We start from the raw sequence: 19,178 nt of genomic DNA, 5'->3' as shown, positions 1-19,178 counted from the left end.
AATGGGTAGAATTTCTTGGGTCTTTTGATATAATCTTACTAGATTAATAGGAAGCGACGATGAAATAACCTTATGTGGGCACTTGGTTATTTTGGAGCTAGTAGTGCAACCGGCCAAATTGATCAAGACTGTTTCCCTATGGCCGGAAACAACTACATATCGGAGGAGTGTCCACAATGAAGAAGTTTTTAAGTAAGAAACTGAAATCGGAAAAAGGTTTTACGCTTGTTGAGTTGCTTGCAGTTATTGTTATTTTAGGTATTCTAGCAGCGATTGCTATTCCAGTAATTGCTAATTTAATTGGCGATAGTAAACAAGATGCACATGATTCTAACGCGCAACAGATGATTGAAGCGGCAAGACTTGCACAGGCACAAGGTGACGAAGGAACAAATAATAAATATACATTAGATTATTTGATTGAAAAAGAGTATCTTAGTGCTCCAACAAATCCTGAAGATGAGGGCTCTCCTTATGATAGAGACGATAGTTTTGCACAATTACAGAATGGTCAATGGACTGCTGAAATTGTAGCTGGAAGTGCTAAAGGAACAGCAGGATCAAAAGAAACAACTACTGATTCTGGAAAATAATAATAACTATAACAGAAATCTCTCCTAGTGAGAGATTTCTGTCTTTACATAAGCAAGGAGTGATAATATGTCGATTTTCCTACTAATTTACTTTATCATACTTGGCGCCGTCCTCGGTTCCTTCTACAACGTCGTCGGAATGCGTGTCCCAGAAAAGAAAATGTTCCAATCAGAACGATCATACTGTCCAAACTGCAAACATCAAATCAAGGCATACGACCTATTCCCAGTAGTTTCTTATATAGTACTCCGAGGGAAATGCCGTAACTGTAAACAGAAGATTTCACCTCTTTATCCTTTCACTGAGCTAGCGACTGGTCTACTGTTCGGATATAGCCTTTATATGATCGGACTGCAGTGGGAACTGGTTACAGCATTTGTATTAGTATCAATGGCTGCGATTCTATTTGTAACGGATATGCGGTTCATGCTCATTCCGAATAAGATCTTAATCTTCTTCCTTCCTCTATTCATCATTCTCCGTATCATCACTCCATTGGATCCCTGGTGGGACTCAATTATTGGAGCTGCTGTAGCGTTTGTCCTGCTTTTCCTCGTCATTCTATTCAGCCGGGGAGGTATGGGTGGTGGAGATTTGAAGTTATTTGTTGTGCTTGGTGTTGTATTGGGCTGGAAGGGTGTGTTACTCACTTTCTTCCTATCTTCTATTATAGGAGCTGTTATAAGTCTAGTCCTCCTATCTGCGAAGATACTCAAACGGAAACAGGCTATACCATTTGGTCCGTATATTTTGTTAGGCGTATTGATCACTTATTTTCACGGTGACGCAATGATTAGCTGGTACATTAATTCATTCTTTTAAATGAGGGAAGAGCATGTTTAAGAAGCAAAGCAAACAAGTGTACATCATCATACAGGAAACGGTTTTGCGTTATATGGCAGGTGAACCGGCTGGCTTCCGCAAAGGAAATAATTTCGGCAGCTTAGAGCTGCCGCAGGGGACAATCCGCCAGGGGAAACTGGAGGATAGGGATCAGCTGACGAAAGCTGTTCGTAAATTAGTTGAGGAAAACAGCTGGAAGGGCCGAGATTTATTGTTCACGCTGCCAGACCAAGCTGTGACGCTGCGCCAACATCAAGTTCCGAAGCAATTGAAGCGGGAAGAAATTAAGCCATTTCTGTATACGGAGCTGGAGCATACAATTCAGCTGCCGTTTGAAGGTCCGGTTTTGGATTTTGAAGTGCTTGAGGAAGGCGAAGAATCAAACACGATCCTGCTTGTTGCTTATCCGGGACGGCGTGTGGAGGCTTATCAACAAGCTTTTAAGGAAGCTGGGCTTCAGCCTGTTGCTGCAGACTTGGCTTCGCTATCTCTTTATCGTTTATACATAGAACAATACAAGGAAACAATTGAGGACCATTTGCTTCTATTACAATGGAATCATAGCGGCTTGATTCTAACTGCTTTCCATCAGGATATGCCGTTATTCATCCGCCAGCCACAGACGAGCTTTGGTAATTTACAGGATCATATGGAGCAGGATTTGTTTTATCAAGAGGAAGCAGATCGGGTTCGAGCGTATTTGGAAGAACAGCTAACAGAAATCGAGCGGTTCATGGATTTCTACCGTTATTCAGTGATGAATGGCGAAGCTGGTGTTACAAAGCTGCTTGTATCCGGAGATTATGAAAACTTGGGTGACGTGATGAACGAGCTTCGGCAGCGTTTGCAGATTGAGACGATCACATTCAAGCAAGAGATGATGGACGAACTGCCGTTGGCTTATGCTGATGTGCTCGGTCTATCCATGAAGAAGCTATAAAGGGGACAGAAGAAATGCTCGAAATCAACTTACTTCGAAAACAATCAGACACGCAGCGCTCCCCGATTCTGTTCCTCAGTATTCTTGGTGGACTGATCCTCATTTGTGCTGTGATATTTACATGGCAATTGCTGGCTGCGAAAGGTCAACTATCCGATCTTGAAGCGAAGCAAGCTTCTAATCAGACTTTGCTGGATGCACAAACAACTGTCGTAGCAGGTAATAACGGAACAGCACTGCCATATAGCGTCGAATTGATGGACAAATTGCAGGGACTGGCACCAAAAGGAACAGATTTAATTAGCTACACCAGCCCTGGCACTGAGCCTATTACAGTTACACTGCTTGTTAATAGTACCGATGCTGCTGCGGATTATATTCAGCAAGTGCAGGACACGAGCTATGTATCGCGCGCTAGTTTACAATCCTTAACGCCTCAGGGAGCAGACAGTTTCCAAGCTGTCTTTACGATTACAGTTGATCAAGCAGCATGGACAAGCGAGGTGAATGGAGAATGATGAACTGGTCGGATGCATCTCAACGACGTAAAATCATGATATTTTCCTTTTTGCTTGTAATCTTGCTTACCGTGATGTGTTTTGTTCTTTATGTTATGCCTATGAAAAACGAGACAAGCATAGTAGAGACAGCAGTCGCTAATCAAGAGAGACTTCTTGACGCATCAACAGCTCCTGCTGAACAAGGGGTAGTACCAGAAGCTCCGCTTGAAAATGAACTGCTGAAAGAATTAGCGAAAATAGCAAATGCAAATGATACAACGATTACGTCCATTAATAATGATTCAGAAACAGATTCTGAGGGGGCGTATGTCTATCAATTAAGTACGGACTCTTCTGATTATAAAGCTTTGCACCAATTCTTAACCGAAGTTGATGGTATGAAACGGAAAGCCGAAATAGAACAAATTGACGTGACAAATGCTTCGGAAAATAGCTATATTGCAACGATATCTTTACGGGTATTTTATAATCCTGCTTCTTAATTCGTAGAAAAGCGTGTTTGATAGGTTCTTCCTGTCGAACACTCTTTTTTTGTCTCGACAGCATTTCTCTTACTTCTATTTCTAGCTGTGCTAGAGTTGAGCCAATCAATCATAAAAGAGGTGCCAGGATGGAAGAGAAAAAGGGTTTTTCCGTCAAGATTGGCGGTAAAAAGCAGAAGAAGCAACAGCAGCAGTCAAAAGAAGAGATGGTCGGCGAGGGAAGCTACACACTTTATGACGAAGAAGCGGCGGCAACGGTCGAAAAGGATGTTCCTGTATTAGATCAATTGCATAAGAAGAAATCAGAAAAAAATGGAGTATCTTTGTCTCCTTTTGCGAAAAAGCTGGCTGCAGCTGCACTGGGTGCTGCGCTTATAGGAGTCGTGCTAGGATTCCTGCTGCTTCGTTATACGGCGGGTATTGAATCTGAGACAAATGGCGTGGCAGCCCCGATAGCGACAAAGGAAGCTGCTGCTAACGCTGGAGCGTTTGGTGATTTGACAGCTTACGTTGTGCAGGGAGGCGTCTATAATCAAGAGGACATCGGTCAAGATGTCGTCCAGAAATACGCAGATGCAGGGATTCCGGCGGTGCTATGGGAAAAGAACGGTCAATTCTTCTTGCTGACAGGTATGGCAGGATCTCAGGAAGAAGCTGATACACTTGGTTCCCAGCTGCAGGCGCAAGGCTATGAAAGCTATGTAAAACAATGGGATCCAGGAGTTGAAGCTGCTAGCAGTGCTTGGCTGGACGAGCTGGCCGTTTTGCTTGCTGCAGGAGATAATCAGGATCCGGCTCTTTGGAAAGCTTGGCAGGAAAAAATCCCGGCGGAAGCTGAGAGCGTTAAAACGGCATCTGATGAAGCAGTCAATGCTATGGAGCAAGGAACATTCACAGCTAGTATGATGCTGCCGGTATGGCAGGAAGCTGCTACTCTAGCAGCTGGCGGTCAATGAACTTGATTTTTTTGATCTAATTACTTCATTATCTTACAGAGAGACGTAATAAAATTTCAATTTATCAATTTGAATAGAGCGCCGTCTTCCGATAAGCTTCTCGTAACCTGTCTGCCACACAGGAATCCGAGTCAGAAGGAAGGCGGTTTTTTGTTGCATACTGAAATGGCGATAAAATCGGTGCCGAAGGAAGATCGTCCACGCGAAAGGCTGCTGGAGCTAGGTCCTGCGCATTTGTCCAATGCGGAATTGTTCGCCATCCTGTTAGGAAGCGGTACAAAGGATGAGTCTGTTACATTACTTGCTCAGCGGCTTTTGATGCATTTCGAAGGTTTGCAGCTCCTGCGTGATGCGACCATTGAAGAGCTGACTGCTATTAAAGGAATCGGGACGGCTAAAGGAGTGCTTATTTTGGCTGCGATTGAGCTGGGGCAAAGGCTGTATCGATACAAGCCGGCAGAACGTTATACAATACGCAGCCCTAAGGACGGGGCAGATTATGTAATGGAAGAAATGCGCAATCTTAGTCAGGAGCATTTTGTCGTCTTATTTCTCAATACAAAGAATCACATCATCCATCGTCAGACCATCTTCATTGGCAGTTTAAATGCCTCCATCGTTCATCCCCGCGAGATCTTCCGCGAAGCTGTCCGTCGTTCCGCTGCTAGCATCATCTGTGCACATAATCATCCCTCCGGTGATCCATCACCTTCACAGGAAGATATTCATGTTACAAAACGTTTGCTGGAGTGCGGCAAGATGATCGGAATAGAGCTTTTGGATCATCTTGTCATCGGTGACCGAAAGTTTATTTCATTGAAGGAAAAAGGATACCTGTAATTACTATCTATTTTTTTGGTTTTCTCGTATAATTGGAACTAGCTTTGTAGAGAAGCGCCTAGCATGGTACACCTTACTAGCTGGCGCTTCTTCTGATGGTATGCTTTATACCTTACAACTATGTCTATTGGATATAATATCTGATATGATAAAGTACAACATAATGAGACAATATATGAAAAGTATGCACTGCTGTCAAGCAGCTTTGCTGAAACACGAACGGACTCGGAAAAGGAGAATTAATTGTGGCGAAATTCAGTTTTTCACAAGACCTGGGCATCGACTTGGGCACAGCAAATACATTGGTTTTTGTAAAAGGGAAAGGCGTAGTCGTCCGTGAGCCTTCTGTCGTGGCGACAAATGTAGAAACAGGCCAGGTAGAGGCAGTTGGCGGCGACGCTCGTAATATGATTGGCAGAACTCCAGGAAATATCCGTGTTATCCGTCCGATGAAAGATGGTGTCATCGCGGATTATGATACAACAGCGACAATGATGAAGTATTACATTAAGCAAGCACAGCGTAATCGTTCTTCCTTCGCGAAGAAGCCGAACGTAATGGTATGTGTACCGTCTGGTATTACAATGGTTGAGGAACGTGCGGTTATCGATGCTGCAAAACAAGCAGGTGCAAAGGATGCTTTCCCAATTGCTGAGCCATTCGCTGCTGCAATCGGTGCAGGACTTCCTGTATGGGAACCAACTGGCAGTATGATCGTTGATATCGGCGGCGGTACGACAGAGGTTGCTATTATCAGTTTAGGTGGTATTGTAACAAGTCAGTCTATCCGAACAGCCGGAGATGATATGGATGAAGCGATCATCCAATACATCCGCAAAACGTACAACCTTATGATCGGTGAACGCTCTGCGGAACAATTGAAGATGGATCTTGGTCATGCTGGAGTGCCAGAGCCGGATGAAGAAACAGAAATCCGCGGACGTGATCTGCTGACTGGTCTTCCGAAGACAATCAGTGTGAGCGCAAAGGAAATTTCCGGTGCTTTAGCGGATACAGTCAGTGCGATTGTAGATGCTGTGAAGCTTACATTAGAAAAAACACCGCCTGAACTAGCTGCTGATATCATGGATCGCGGTATCGTGCTTTCAGGTGGCGGCGCATTGCTTCGTAATCTGGATAGCGTTATCAGTGAAGAGACAAAAATGCCAGTTTTTGTTGCGGAAAATCCGCTTGACAGTGTAGCTATCGGTACAGGTAAATCACTGGAGTTCATCGAGCACTTCCGTTCACATCCACATGTATTTTCCAAAGCTATCAAAAATTAAGTTGGGTGAATTATGAATTTCTTTAAGAAAAAAAGGATGTTCTTATTCCTGATTGCAATCATCATCCTTGTCGGATTGATCGGCTTTTCAACCAGGGATCGGAGCAGCCAGACATTACCAGAACAAATAATCAGTGATACCGTAGGATTCGTGCAGAATATTTTCTCCAAACCTGCACAATTCACCTCTACGGTAATGACAAATATTAAAGATCTTAAGAACACCTATGAAGAAAACCAGGTGCTTAAATCGAAAGTGGACGATTACAAAGGCTTGATGTCCCGCAATCAGGAACTGGAACACCAGAACGATGAATTGCAGCAGACAATTGACAAGTTCAATCAGTACACTTCGATGGATTACAACCCGATTCCGGCTGATGTAATTGTCCGCAGTCCAGAGGGTTGGTTCGATCAGCTGACAATTGATAAAGGATCCGACGACGGTATTAGCACGAACATGGCGGTCATGACAGCGAGCGGTTTAGTTGGAAAAGTAGAAGACGTAAGTCGCAGCACGGCATCTGTCCAATTATTAAGTGGGTTTAATGAAACCAACCGCATATCTGCCAAGATTGACGGAGGAGAAAATGAGGACGGAGACACTCAGGATCCCATTTTCGGTTTGATTGAAGGCTATGATGAGAAGGATGGCATGCTGCTGTTCACAGGAGTGAAACCCGATTTAGAAGTTAAAAAAGGATCTTTAGTTACATCTTCTGGTCTTGGTGGAGTATTCCCAGAGGCTCTCTCTATCGGAGAAGTGGACTCGGTTGAACTAGATGAGTATGGTTTATCTCAAACGGTTCACGTTAAGCCTACTGCAGATCTTTATGACATCGATAAGGTTTTAGTTATAGATGCTGCTTCTGAAGACGCTTCTTCGAGTAACGGAGATGAGGGTCTGTGATGAAAAAGCTATACTTGCCCCTGATCATGCTTTTGATCGTTTGTCTTGAAGGAGTTGCCACCGCCATGCTGCCAGAGCAGTTTGTTGGCGGTGACACTTGGCTGATTCCGCATTGGAGTCTTTTGTTCCTTGTACTGATTGCTATGCTTTATGACTTGGATAATTCATACTACAGCCTGTTATATGCGCTTATCTTCGGGCTGCTGAAAGATATCGTCTATACAGATATGCTTGGCGTCTATATGTTCACATACGGATTCAGCATCTATTTGATCCTGGAACTGCGCAGAGTGCTGCATGGTAATATTCTTGTAGCTGCATTGCTGGGGATGCTGTCGATAGTTTTTGCCGATATGATTGGCTATTTTATCTATCATTTAATTGGCATCACGCCTATTGGATTCGGTACATATCTAGTGCACCGTCTCTTGCCGACGCTTGGCGCCAACCTTATCATGCTTGTAATCTTGTATCTGATTTTCCACAAGCCTCTGCAGAAATGGTCCGATTCGCAGCTTAGAAGAACGACTAGCTTATAGAGAAGAAAATCAGACGACGAACGGAGGTGACCATCTTGATTGGAAACAAACAGATCATCACGATCAAAGGTACCCGGGAAGGGTTATCCTTGCATATGGATGATGCCTGCTCTTTCGAGGATTTGCTGAAGGAACTGGAAGAGAAGCTTGCTGCTAATCGTATTGATTCGGCTGATCACCTTGTAGGTGTACATATTCAATTAGGCAACAGGTATTTGTACAAGGAGCAGGAGGAAATCCTCTGTAAGATGATTACGAGTAAACAGCGATTAAAAATTGAATCCATCCATTCTGATGTCATTACGAAACAAGCGGCAAATGAGTGGAAGGAAGAAGCAGAAGTGAAGGCTGTCAGCCGTGTCGTCCGTTCTGGTCAGGTACTGGAAGTAAAGGGTGACTTACTGCTGCTTGGAGATGTAAATCCCGGGGGCTGTGTGACAGCTACCGGAAATATTTTCGTCATGGGGAATTTGCTTGGGATAGCGCATGCCGGCAAGGATGGCAACGCTGATGCTGTCATTGCTGCTTCATATATGAATCCGACGCAGCTTCGAATAGCGGATTATATCAGCCGCGCTCCCGATCATGAGACAGATGGTGTTTATATGGAATGCGGACATATCGATGATGAACAGGAAAAGATTATCATTGACCGTTTGCAGGCAGTGATTCGCAAACGTCCGGGCATCAGCAGTTTCGAGAGGAGAATGTTAAATGGGTGAAGCAATCGTTATTACATCCGGTAAGGGAGGAGTAGGAAAGACTACAACTTCTGCCAATCTGGGAACAGCGCTTGCACTGATGGAGAAAAAAGTATGTTTGATTGATACGGATATCGGTTTACGGAATCTGGATGTTGTGATGGGTCTTGAAAATAGAATCATCTATGACATTATCGATGTAATTGTCGGCAGATGCGCGCTGAAGCAGGCGTTGATCAAAGACAAGCGTTTCGATCATCTTTACTTACTGCCAGCTGCCCAAACAAGCGATAAAACGGACTTGACACCCGATGGGATGGAGAAAATCGTAGCCGAGCTAAAGCCGGAATTCGATTACATCATCATTGATTGTCCGGCCGGTATCGAGCAGGGCTATAAAAATGCTGTAGCAGGAGCGGATAAAGCGATTGTCGTCACCACACCGGAAAAACCGAGTGTACGTGATGCGGACCGCATTATCGGCTTGCTGGAGCAGGAGGATATCGAACCTCCTAAACTAATCGTCAACCGGATCCGTAACCATATGGTGCAAGAAGGCGACATGCTGGAAGTGGATGAAATTGTCCAAGTGCTGTCAATCGATTTGCTCGGTATTGTTGCAGACGACGACGAAGTTATCAAAGCTTCCAATCACGGGGAGCCAGTTGCTTTTCATCCGAATACGAAAGCGAGTATTGCCTATCGCAATATCGCACGACGTATTCTTGGTGAATCAGTACCGCTTATGAGCTTCGAGAGTGAGAAAGGCATGTTCAGCCGTTTGAAAAAACTTTTTTCCAAAAGTAAATGAACTTATGGTAAACTCGTAGCTCTGGAAAGAGTTACGAGTTTTTTTATGTCCATTATAAACAAGGGGAATGTACAACATGACATGGGATATTTTCAGTATTATTGGTACTGCGGCATTCGCTATCAGTGGTGCCCTCGTCGCCATGGACGAGAAGTATGATGTGTTCGGCGTTTATATATTAGGTTTTGTGACTGCATTTGGCGGAGGAGCGATTCGTAATTTATTAATCGGATTGCCGGTCTCTTATTTATGGTCTCAAACGACTTTATTCTATATATCACTTATTTCCATTACCATCATCTTGATTTTTCCTAAGCTGATGACGTATTCATGGAAAAAGGCTGGTTTGTATGCGGATGCAATCGGTTTGGCTGCATTCGCCATACAAGGAGCGCTGCATGCTGCCAGTCTCGATCATAGCCTGCTTGCAATAATGGTTGCTGCATTTCTTACGGGAAGCGGAGGAGGCATACTTCGGGATGTGCTGGCTGGCAGGAAACCATATGTGTTCAAGGCTGAGATATACGGAACTTGGGCAGCTTTGGCGGGACTTTTCATTGGGCTTGGAGCTTCTGATCATCCTATCTTGCTTTATGTTTTGTTTGCAGCCATCATTTTCCTGCGTATTTTTTCCTTCCACCAGAAATGGCAGCTGCCGGTACCAAAAATGCACTATCAATGAAGATCAGCAAATTGCTGATCTTCTTTGTTATAATAAGGAAAAAGGAGAATGGCTATGAACAAGGAATATCATCCATAACAACGGGGCGAGCACAACATACGCTCTCCTCCCACTTTACTTGAACTTTAGCTAACAAGTATAAGGAGGAAAAACGATGAATCTATTCGATCAGCTATTAGAAGACAGCAACAAAGCCTTTAAAGGTTGGGACTTTTCTTTTATCGAGGATACTGGCAGGGTACAATCTGAACTCCTGCCCTGGTCATATGGCAGTAAAGCACGAAAATATCTCTTCGGAGCAAAAAGTATGCTTGATATGGGAACAGGTGGCGGGGAATTTTTGTCTAAGCTGCTGCCGTTGCCAGATTACACTTTGGCGACAGAAAGCTACTTACCGAATGTGCCAGTTGCCAGGATGAGACTTGCTCCATTAGGAGTGGAAGTCGTCCAAATCAAGGAAGACGATCAATTACCATTCATGGATGAGTCATTTGAAGTCATCTTAAACAAACATGAATCTTACGATGTATCCGAAGTAAGACGAGTGTTGAAACAAAATGCTATCTTCCTCACTCAACAAGTAGGAGGAACGGATTGCGTTGAACTCAATCAGCTGTTGGGTGCGTCACTCAATCCAATGTACCAGAAATGGAATCTCCAGACAGCGGCTGAGGAACTGGAAGGACAGTTTAACGTGCTAGAGTCGAGAGAAGCATTTCCGTCCATGCGTTTCTATGACATTGGAGCGGTTCTCTACTATTTGAAGGCAATTCCTTGGCAAGTGCCGCACTTCTCAGTGGATGCTTACCGGGAGGCAATATATGAGTTGCATCTTTTTATAGAGAAAAATGGGTTCTTAGACGTGCGACAGCATCGGTTCCTTTTAGCTGCTAGACCGAAGTGAATTACCGCCTCCTTTATTGGGAGGCTTTTTTCGCTTGTTTTAATAACTCGTCCTCTTTCTTCATAGACTTGTACAAAGAAGGAGAGAGGGGTTCTTATTATGGGCAAGAATCTGCATTCGGTACGGAAAGGGATTGCTGAAAGGAAACGTCTGAAAGGGGAACAAATTCAAAAAGGCATGGCAAATACGGTTAGATCTATTACTGTGGATGAAGAAGAATCTCATGGTTTTCCGCCGCATCCAAAATATGAACCGCCTAGTTCGCAGGATAATTCGAAGTTTGCTTCCCGGTTCATGTTCCGGCTGATAGTATCTGCCAGTCTTTTTTTTGGAACAGCCATCTACTTGCAAGCTGACCATCCAATTATCGAAAAGACGAAGGGAACTGTACTGACAGCATTGACGGAGGAGTTCCCCTTTGCTACCGTGAATAGCTGGTACCAGGAGCGATTCGGCGATCCGGTGGCATTGAGTCCTGGTGGAGAAAGTGCGGATACAGCAGAAGCTCAGGCGATGCCGGTAAATGGCACAGTGGTGCAGCCATTTGAGGAATCAAAAGAAGGTATTTTGATTGAATCAGCGCAGCAATCGGATGTGGTAGCGGTAGATGAAGGAATCGTCATTTTCGCAGGCAATGATCAGGACACGGGGAAGACTATCATTCTGCAGCACGCAGATAAGAGCAAGAGCATTTACGGTCACCTGCATGCAATTGAAGTAAACCAATACCAGCGGATCGGAGCCAATGAAAAGATTGGTGAATTTGTACCGAATGCAGAAAATGCCCAGTCTGTCTATTTCGCCTTGCAGCAGGGGAGCAAGTATTTGAATCCGATCCAGGAGGCGCCAGTTGACGCGCCGTAATTGGCTCCCGCCTATTCACTTACATCCGGTATTCTGGGGGTTTCTGCTGCTTGCTGTATTGACTGGGATGCTCATGGAAGTACTTATCTTATTCATCATTGTACTGCTGCATGAAATGGGGCATTATTTGGCGGCACGCCATTTTCGATGGCGCATCCGCCGTATCATGCTATGGGTTTTCGGTGGCGTAATGGAAACCGATGAACAGGGAAATCGACGAGCTCTGGAAGAAGCGATCGTCATCTTGTCAGGACCCGTCGTCCACCTTTTTATATTTGCGGCTCTATCCGGCCTTTCTGCTACGTCCACACCGGAAGCAGTGCTGGAGACAGCTTATATGTATAACATGACCATTTTTCTGTTTAACCTGCTGCCTATCTGGCCGCTTGATGGCGGAAAACTGGTTGGATTATTACTTTCCTTGCAGCTGCCCTATCGAAAGGCTCATACAATTCTTATCATTGTCAGCTGGATAATCGGGGCAGCTGTTCTTCTGTATGTGTGTATAGCCATGCCTTTTACATTAAGTACAGTCAGCCTTCTCTGTTTTCTAATGTGGGAAAATCGGCTAGAATGGAAACGACGCTATTATGTGTTTCTGCGCTTCCTGCTGCAGCGTGCTACATACGGAACGAATGCTGGAATCAGCACTCCGATTTTCGCTACATCGGAAACGGCTCTTCTGGATGTACTATCCCAATACAGGAGAAACAGGCGGCATATAATTGTAGTGAAGGGGAAAAATGCATTATTGGATGAACAGCAATGCAGTGATATGTACTTTAAGCGGAAACAGGCACATTGTACAGTGGCGGATATTCTGCAACAAAACAGACAGTGAGGAAAGCAATGCTATCATTATATATGTTTTTAAGAGGAACAGAAAAAGTAGCTTTAACAGTCAAGCGTGGGCAAGTACAGGAAGTGTTCTTGGACCGCCCGGGAATGAATTCGAAAGTGGGAAGCATCTTTAAAGGTATTGTTCGGCATGTGGATCATGGTTTGCAGGCGGCCTTCGTCGATTTTGGAGACGAACGGCAAGGATTTTTGCAGCGTGAAGAAGTTCCGGTGTGCAAACAAGATCAATCTCTCCGTATCGAGCAGGCGATTCAGGAAGGGCAGACGCTCTTCGTTCAAGTTCAAAAAGACGCTTATGGTACAAAAGGGGCGAAGCTTTCCGCTATTATCACTATTCCAGGTAATACACTCGTGTATTTGCCGAACGGGAACTACGTAGCTGTCTCTAGGAAATTGCCGGAAGATAGAGCAGCAAAATGGAAAGAGCAGATGGCGAACCTGCTAACCCCAGGAGAAGGAGTCATTATACGTACGGAAGCAGATAAATTACCAGAAGAAGTAATATTGGAAGAATTGGAGCGGCTTCGAGGAAAGTGGTTCACTTTATCAGTAAAGAATACTGCACCGCCCGCGGTTATCTACCAGGATGCCCTTATTCCGGATCAGCTGTTCCGACGCTTGCCTACAGGAAATGTAGATGAAATCGTGGTGGATGATGGATTTGAAGCGAGGCAGCTTCGCCAGCAGTTTCCAGAGCTTGGCGAGAAGGTCAGGTGGGAAAGAGAGGCAGAAACACTCCTGCCTCAGCCGCTGTCTGCTATTTGGCAGCAACTAATTGCGCCGATTACGAACATTGACAGAGGCATCACCTTGCATATCGATCAAACAGAAGCGTTGACAGTGATTGATGTGAACAGTGGCGGCTACACAGGGCATTCCGATAAGAACCAGACAGCTGTCATGGTCAATCAGCTGGCCGCAAAGGCAATTGCCCGGGAAATTCGATTTCGCAATCTGTCCGGAATCATACTTATAGATTTTGTGTCCATGAAACGGCCGGATCAACAGCGTGCTGTTCTGCAAACTTTCCGCCAAGCACTTCAGCAGGATACGCAGCGGACAGAAGTCTATGGATTCACGAAGCTTGGTCTTTTGGAAATGTCACGGAAACGGGAACGGCCGTCGTTAATGGAGCAGCTGCAAGCGCCGATTCACAAGAATCTTTCCTTTGAGACGCAATGTTTTCAGCTTGAGCGGGAAATCATCAGTCTGTCAGCAGAAAAAACATATATACTCTCTGGTAAAAAGGAACACATCAAGCATTTTCTTAAGCTGACGGGCAGCAATTCTGCCAATGCAGCCGTGTTTGTAAAATTTCAGGATACAAATGAGCTCAAACTGAAGGAGACAGATACGGAAACTGTAAGAAGAGATGGGTTAGATAGTCTTGACAATCTTTTTTGATGTATGATAACATCAGTATGTTACACGAGGTTAGCACCCGTGCTACAACCGCGCAGATCAGGTTTCAAGCCAAGGGCGCCTGTGATGGCGAGTCTGAGTTTAAGAGGAGGTGCGTTATGTACGCAATTATTGAAACTGGTGGAAAACAAGTTAAAGTAACAGAAGGACAAACTATCTACGTTGAGAAATTGGACGGAGAGAACGGTGCAGAAGTTACTTTTGACAAAGTATTGGTAGTTGGTGGCGACGATGTTAAAATCGGTGCTCCATTCGTTGAAGGTGCGACGGTTACTGCAACTGTTGAGAAGCAAGGCCGCGCTAAAAAGATCAACGTGATCAAATTTAAAGCGAAGAAAAACTACAAACGCAAACAAGGCCATCGTCAACCTTACACTAAATTGACAATCGGCAAAATTAACGCGTAAGGCGAACCATGATTACTGTTACAATAAACCGTGCGAATGAGGATATTCACAGTTTTGAGCTGAGCGGACATGCAGAGAGCGGGCCTTATGGCTACGATCTCGTATGTGCAGCTGTTTCGGCAGTAAGTTTCGGAGCAGTGAACGGCCTTTTCGTACTTGGTGAGTTTGAACCAGAGGTAGAGCAGGGCGGCGACGGTGGGTATCTACGAGTAGTACTTCCCGATCACTTGTCCGAGGAGCAGTTTGATAAAGCGTCTCTTCTACTGGAAGGTATGCTCGTCTCGCTCCAAACGATTGAACAGGACTATGGGAAGCATATAAGAATCATCGAACAATAAGGAGGTGCACCACTATGCTACGTTTAGATTTGCAGTTTTTCGCATCCAAAAAGGGTGTTGGTAGCTCCAAAAACGGACGTGACTCTGAATCCAAACGCCTAGGCGCAAAACGCGCTGATGGTCAGTTTGTAACTGGCGGATCCATTCTTTACCGTCAACGCGGTACGAAAATCTACCCAGGAACAAACGTTGGAAAAGGAGGAGACGACACATTGTTCTCTAAGATCGACGGTGTTGTTAAATTCGAACGCTATGGCCGTAACCGTAAAAAGGTCAGCGTATATCCGGTAGCTCAAGAAGCTTAATGTTTGTAGAGAGACTCTAGCCTTCGGGTTAGAGTCTTTTTTTCTAATCCACATCTATTTGCACCACATATTGTTGAGTATGAAGAAGGAGTTGCCCTCTCAACTGCTTTTTCGTAAAGGAGGAATACAGTTGGAATATCATGAAGTGATGACGCTGTTAGGATTTACACGCCATGAATGGATGAATCGGCTCCAACTCCTACATAGCTATTCCAAATTAGGTAAGGATGAAAAGGTACAGGAAAAAATCGAGGAAGCCATTCACTTGGCAGATGAAGAGCGAAAGCTGTCCAATCTAAACATTCCAGAGACTTTTGTCTGGATTCTTTCTTTCAACTGGACCTACTCTCAGTTCCGGATTACATTCCAAGTGGAAGAGTCTATGCCGAAGATTTGGGAATATGACAAGAGAATCCGAGAAAACTTAGAAGCAGTAGTGGATGCATTAAGTGAAAGCGCACAGGAGATGGAATTATATGAAGGCTTGCTCCATGTAAAGACGCGGGAAGAAGAGCCAGTCATAGAAATGTCGTTTGTTGGAACGTTTACAGGCTGGGATAATTTACAGCAGATCGGCCAGAAAGACTATGTCCGAGAAGTGAAAATTGAATCGCTGCCAGAGAAGAAATCACGCTGTACTATCGTACTGGCGTGCAATATATGAGGTGAAACCATGTTTGTAGATCAGGTCAAAGTATTTGTAAAAGCAGGCGATGGCGGTAATGGTCTAGTTGCCTACCGCAGAGAGAAGTATATTCCACTTGGAGGTCCAGCAGGTGGGGACGGCGGAAGTGGCGGAGATGTCATTTTCAAAGTTGACGAAGGTTTAAACACATTAATGGATTTCCGTTATCAGCGCCATTTCAAAGCCAAACGCGGTGAAAATGGTATGAGTAAAGGGCAGCATGGAAAGAATTCAGAGCCGCTTATCTTGCCAGTGCCACCGGGCACGCTCGTTCGTGACGAAGACACAGGTGAAGTAATTGCGGATTTGACAAAACATGAACAAGAAGCGGTTATAGCGAAAGGCGGCCGCGGCGGTCGTGGAAATTCACGGTTCGCAACACCGCGTAATCCTGCTCCTGACTTTGCTGAAAATGGTGAACCAGGTGTGGAGCGTAATCTTCAGATTGAGCTTAAGTTGATCGCTGATGTCGGTCTAGTTGGCTTCCCGAGTGTAGGTAAATCCACATTCATCTCTGTCGTAAGTGCTGCAAAACCGAAAATTGCGGATTATCATTTTACGACACTTGCTCCTAATTTGGGCGTTGTGGAAACGCAAGATCAGCGCAGCTTCGTATTAGCTGACTTACCAGGATTGATCGAAGGAGCGCATGAAGGTATTGGACTGGGACACCAGTTTCTGCGGCATGTAGAGCGGACTCGTGTTATTGTCCATGTGATTGACATGGCTTCGACTGAAGGACGCGATCCGTACGATGATTATGTGACAATTAATGAAGAACTCAAGAAATATAATGAGGATCTTACAACACGTCCGCAAATTATCATTGCCAACAAAATGGATATTCCGGAAGCAGAAGAAAACTTGGTTGTTTTCAAAGAGAAAATCCCAGCAGATATCGATGTATTTCCTATTTCCGCCATTACTCGTGATGGTCTTCAGGATGTGCTGTACGCTATTGCGGACAAGCTGGATCAGATTCCGAAAAACGAAAAACCTGTCGAGGAACAAAAAGAGCGCGTTGTGTATCGTTTCGAGGAATCAGAGAAACCATTCGAAATCACTCGCGATCCGGATGGAGCATATGTCTTATATGGAGAACAGATCGAGAAGCTGTTCAAGATGACAGACTTCAACCGAGATGAAGCTGCAAGACGTTTTTCCAGACAGATGCGTGCTATGGGCGTAGATGCGGCATTGCGCAAACGTGGAGCCAAAAACGGCGATGTAATCCGCCTATTGGAATATGAGTTCGAATTTATAGATTGATTCTGTGTGAGCCAAGGTGGGGATAGCATGGCAGAGAAGGAAGAACAATTTTACCTCGTGCGCAGTGATGTACTGCCGGAATCGATGAAAAAAACATTGCAGGCAAAGGAACTGCTGGAGCGCAAAAAGGTTGCTTCTGTTTTCGATGCAGTACAGCAGGTTGACCTTTCCCGCAGTGTGTTTTATAAGTATCGGGATGCTGTATTCCCGTTTCGCGCCATGGTGAAGCAGCGGATGATCACCCTTTTCTTCCACTTAGAGGATCGGACTGGTACGCTGTCCGAGCTCTTAGCCATCGTAGCAAGATCAGGGGGCAACATCCTTACAATTCATCAGACGATACCCTTGCAAGGAAGAGCCAACGTTACCATATCATTGAATACGGCTGGCATGCATACCGATATCCAGTCGCTGCTGGATGAACTGAGAGCATTAGCATATGTAGATAAAGTAGAGATTTTGAGTTCGGAAGCTTAGGCAAGGGAGCAGAGGAAGATGAAGATCAGTTATCTAGGACCAAAGGGAACATTCACGAAAATGGCTGTAGATGCGTTATTCCCAGGTGAAGAAGCATATAGCTATGCGACAATCCCGCAATGCATGGATGCTGTCACAAATGGGGAAATGGACTATTGTGTCGTTCCAGTTGAAAATACGATTGAAGGTACAGTGCCAATTACGATGGATTATCTGATCCATCAAGCGAAACTGCCGATTGTTGGCGAGATTGTCATTCCGATACGTCAGCATTTACTGACGAAGAATGAACTGGAGTTAAGTGAGATTAATGCGGTGTACTCGCATAGTCATGCAATAGCGCAATGTCATCAGTTTTTGCATACAAAGCTCCCGCAAGCAGTTACCCATGCAACTTCCTCCACTGGTACAGCAGCTGAGATGGTTGCTGAAATGGAGGAGCCTGCAGCGGCTATCGGCAATGAACTGGCTGCAAAAGAGTTCGGCCTGACGATCCTGCAAGAAGATATCCATGACTATGCAAATAATCATACACGCTTCTTTATTTTGGCAAACCCTGCAGCGAAAGTACCTGAAACAATCGTTTCAAGTACCAACAGAAAAACGTCTTTATACGTAACTCTTCCTCGTGACTACGCAGGTGCGCTGCATCAAGTTTTGGCAGCTTTTGCCTGGCGGAATATCAATATGTCGAAAATCGAATCCAGACCGATGAAAACCGGACTAGGGAATTATTTCTTCATTATGGATGTTACGTGTGAAGCGGAGGATATACTCTTCCAAGGTGTACAACAGGAGCTAACAGCTTTAGGCTGCAGTCTCACGGTACTTGGAAGCTACCCAATTCATCAATATGAGAAAAAAGCCGGCGCGAATTTATAGCGTGCCGGCTTTTTCTATTTCAACCTTTTTGAATCTGATGCATAAGATGGTGGAGTAGTGCGTGAGTTCATGAAAGGGGAGTTTCAGTTTTGAAGATTCATATTGTACAGAAAGGCGATACGATGTGGAGTATCGCGAGAAAATATGGTGTCAGTTTTGACGAATTGCGAGAATTGAACGGGCATATCCGTGAGCCGGAGCTTGCGGTGCCAGGGATGAAGCTGAAGATACCGTCAACAACAAAAGCAGTAGCAAAGGAAGCGGTTCTGCGCTCTGAAGCTGGAGGAAGCACACCGCCTGCAAACACAGGACAACAAACACCTGCTCAAACGTTCCATAACACACCGGCCATCCAGGAAGATGACATGTCTGCTACTCCATATCCTATTATGCCGCAGATGCCGCAAATCTCTATGCCAGGTCAAGGGGGAAGCTCCTATCCTAATATACCGCAGCAGCAGGCTTATACGGGAGCACTTCCTATGCAGCCAATTCAACAAATGCATCAAGGTCAGCAGATGCAAGGCTTTCCATCTTATCAGCAACCCCATCAAGGTGCCTGGCAGCAGCCGCACCAGGGAAGCTGGCTGATACAGCAGCCAGGATATGGCGGCGGCATGCCGATTCATGGGGGCGGGAATATGCCGGGAATGCATACAGGCC

At 45.0% G+C, this 19,178-nt stretch carries 25 protein-coding genes, 1 riboswitch and 1 other annotated feature; all 25 genes read left to right on the top strand.

Annotated features, from left to right (window positions below):
• Window positions 1–41: 41 nt before the first annotated feature.
• A riboswitch (cyclic di-GMP riboswitch) is annotated at window positions 42–124 on the top strand.
• A gap of 52 nt (window positions 125–176) precedes the next feature.
• A complete protein-coding gene (locus CHH48_RS19885) occupies window positions 177–593 on the top strand; it encodes a type II secretion system protein (protein WP_095218223.1) in 417 nt (138 codons plus the stop codon).
• Window positions 594–660: 67 nt separating this feature from the next.
• A complete protein-coding gene (locus CHH48_RS04985; RefSeq protein WP_095218222.1) occupies window positions 661–1,416 on the top strand; it encodes a prepilin peptidase in 756 nt (251 codons plus the stop codon).
• 13 nt (window positions 1,417–1,429) lie between these two features.
• Window positions 1,430–2,377, top strand: coding sequence for a type IV pilus biogenesis protein PilM (gene pilM, locus CHH48_RS04980; protein ID WP_095218221.1), 948 nt, complete (start codon window positions 1,430–1,432; stop codon window positions 2,375–2,377).
• A gap of 14 nt (window positions 2,378–2,391) precedes the next feature.
• On the top strand, window positions 2,392–2,895 hold the full coding sequence (locus CHH48_RS04975) for a hypothetical protein (protein WP_095218220.1): 504 nt from the start codon (window positions 2,392–2,394) through the stop codon (window positions 2,893–2,895).
• A complete protein-coding gene (locus CHH48_RS04970) occupies window positions 2,892–3,380 on the top strand; it encodes a hypothetical protein (protein WP_095218219.1) in 489 nt (162 codons plus the stop codon). Before CHH48_RS04975 ends, CHH48_RS04970 begins: the two co-directional genes overlap by 4 nt.
• Window positions 3,381–3,508: 128 nt before the next feature.
• Window positions 3,509–4,336, top strand: coding sequence for an SPOR domain-containing protein (locus tag CHH48_RS04965; RefSeq protein WP_095218218.1), 828 nt, complete (start codon window positions 3,509–3,511; stop codon window positions 4,334–4,336).
• Window positions 4,337–4,501: 165 nt separating this feature from the next.
• On the top strand, window positions 4,502–5,176 hold the full coding sequence (radC, locus tag CHH48_RS04960; RefSeq protein ID WP_095218269.1) for a RadC family protein: 675 nt from the start codon (window positions 4,502–4,504) through the stop codon (window positions 5,174–5,176).
• Window positions 5,177–5,421: 245 nt separating this feature from the next.
• Window positions 5,422–6,462, top strand: a complete 1,041-nt coding sequence (locus CHH48_RS04955; protein WP_095218217.1) for a rod shape-determining protein — start codon at window positions 5,422–5,424, stop codon at window positions 6,460–6,462.
• Between the two features lie 12 nt (window positions 6,463–6,474).
• Complete coding sequence (mreC, locus tag CHH48_RS04950) at window positions 6,475–7,371, top strand: rod shape-determining protein MreC (RefSeq protein WP_095218216.1); 897 nt, start codon at window positions 6,475–6,477, stop codon at window positions 7,369–7,371.
• A complete protein-coding gene (mreD, locus tag CHH48_RS04945) occupies window positions 7,371–7,910 on the top strand; it encodes a rod shape-determining protein MreD (RefSeq protein ID WP_095218215.1) in 540 nt (179 codons plus the stop codon). Before mreC ends, mreD begins: the two co-directional genes overlap by 1 nt.
• Window positions 7,911–7,945: 35 nt before the next feature.
• Window positions 7,946–8,632 carry a septum site-determining protein MinC gene (gene minC / locus CHH48_RS04940; RefSeq protein ID WP_095218214.1) on the top strand — a complete coding sequence of 229 codons (687 nt, stop codon included), beginning with the start codon at window positions 7,946–7,948 and terminating at the stop codon, window positions 8,630–8,632.
• On the top strand, window positions 8,625–9,422 hold the full coding sequence (gene minD / locus CHH48_RS04935) for a septum site-determining protein MinD (RefSeq protein WP_095218213.1): 798 nt from the start codon (window positions 8,625–8,627) through the stop codon (window positions 9,420–9,422). The genes minC and minD overlap by 8 nt, the downstream gene beginning before the upstream one ends.
• Before the next feature lie 76 nt (window positions 9,423–9,498).
• The gene (locus CHH48_RS04930; RefSeq protein WP_095218212.1) at window positions 9,499–10,104 is read left to right on the top strand and encodes a trimeric intracellular cation channel family protein; all 606 of its coding nucleotides are present in this window, start codon (window positions 9,499–9,501) and stop codon (window positions 10,102–10,104) included.
• 154 nt (window positions 10,105–10,258) lie between these two features.
• Window positions 10,259–11,008 carry a methyltransferase domain-containing protein gene (locus CHH48_RS04925; protein ID WP_095218211.1) on the top strand — a complete coding sequence of 250 codons (750 nt, stop codon included), beginning with the start codon at window positions 10,259–10,261 and terminating at the stop codon, window positions 11,006–11,008.
• A 99-nt stretch (window positions 11,009–11,107) separates the two neighbouring features.
• Entirely contained in the window at window positions 11,108–11,872 is a 765-nt protein-coding gene (locus tag CHH48_RS04920) for a M23 family metallopeptidase (protein ID WP_095218210.1), read from the top strand.
• Window positions 11,859–12,713: a M50 family metallopeptidase gene (locus CHH48_RS04915; protein WP_095218209.1), complete on the top strand. Its 855-nt coding sequence runs from the start codon at window positions 11,859–11,861 to the stop codon at window positions 12,711–12,713. The genes CHH48_RS04920 and CHH48_RS04915 overlap by 14 nt, the downstream gene beginning before the upstream one ends.
• 8 nt (window positions 12,714–12,721) lie before the next feature.
• Window positions 12,722–14,134, top strand: coding sequence for a ribonuclease E/G (locus CHH48_RS04910; protein ID WP_095218208.1), 1,413 nt, complete (start codon window positions 12,722–12,724; stop codon window positions 14,132–14,134).
• Window positions 14,135–14,170: 36 nt separating this feature from the next.
• Window positions 14,171–14,239, top strand: a sequence feature (ribosomal protein L21 leader region).
• Window positions 14,240–14,250: 11 nt separating this feature from the next.
• The gene (rplU, locus tag CHH48_RS04905) at window positions 14,251–14,559 is read left to right on the top strand and encodes a 50S ribosomal protein L21 (RefSeq protein ID WP_038561656.1); all 309 of its coding nucleotides are present in this window, start codon (window positions 14,251–14,253) and stop codon (window positions 14,557–14,559) included.
• An 8-nt stretch (window positions 14,560–14,567) separates the two neighbouring features.
• Window positions 14,568–14,897, top strand: coding sequence for a ribosomal-processing cysteine protease Prp (locus CHH48_RS04900; RefSeq protein WP_095218207.1), 330 nt, complete (start codon window positions 14,568–14,570; stop codon window positions 14,895–14,897).
• Between the two features lie 14 nt (window positions 14,898–14,911).
• Window positions 14,912–15,202 carry a 50S ribosomal protein L27 gene (gene rpmA, locus CHH48_RS04895; RefSeq protein WP_038561650.1) on the top strand — a complete coding sequence of 97 codons (291 nt, stop codon included), beginning with the start codon at window positions 14,912–14,914 and terminating at the stop codon, window positions 15,200–15,202.
• Between the two features lie 130 nt (window positions 15,203–15,332).
• Complete coding sequence (locus CHH48_RS04890) at window positions 15,333–15,866, top strand: Spo0B domain-containing protein (protein ID WP_176466364.1); 534 nt, start codon at window positions 15,333–15,335, stop codon at window positions 15,864–15,866.
• A 9-nt stretch (window positions 15,867–15,875) separates the two neighbouring features.
• Window positions 15,876–17,156 carry a GTPase ObgE gene (gene obgE, locus CHH48_RS04885; protein WP_095218205.1) on the top strand — a complete coding sequence of 427 codons (1,281 nt, stop codon included), beginning with the start codon at window positions 15,876–15,878 and terminating at the stop codon, window positions 17,154–17,156.
• Window positions 17,157–17,183: 27 nt separating this feature from the next.
• Window positions 17,184–17,633, top strand: a complete 450-nt coding sequence (locus CHH48_RS04880) for an ACT domain-containing protein (RefSeq protein ID WP_038561641.1) — start codon at window positions 17,184–17,186, stop codon at window positions 17,631–17,633.
• Between the two features lie 18 nt (window positions 17,634–17,651).
• Window positions 17,652–18,515 carry a prephenate dehydratase gene (pheA, locus tag CHH48_RS04875; protein ID WP_095218204.1) on the top strand — a complete coding sequence of 288 codons (864 nt, stop codon included), beginning with the start codon at window positions 17,652–17,654 and terminating at the stop codon, window positions 18,513–18,515.
• Window positions 18,516–18,604: 89 nt separating this feature from the next.
• Window positions 18,605–19,178 (top strand): SafA/ExsA family spore coat assembly protein (gene safA / locus CHH48_RS19290; protein ID WP_141230050.1); only part of this gene is annotated, 574 nt, incomplete at its 3' end.

It is taken from the genome of Terribacillus saccharophilus (assembly GCF_002272075.1).
Taxonomy (GTDB): Bacteria; Bacillota; Bacilli; order Bacillales; family Amphibacillaceae; genus Terribacillus; species Terribacillus saccharophilus_A.
This window is presented reverse-complemented; position numbering and strand designations above follow the sequence as displayed.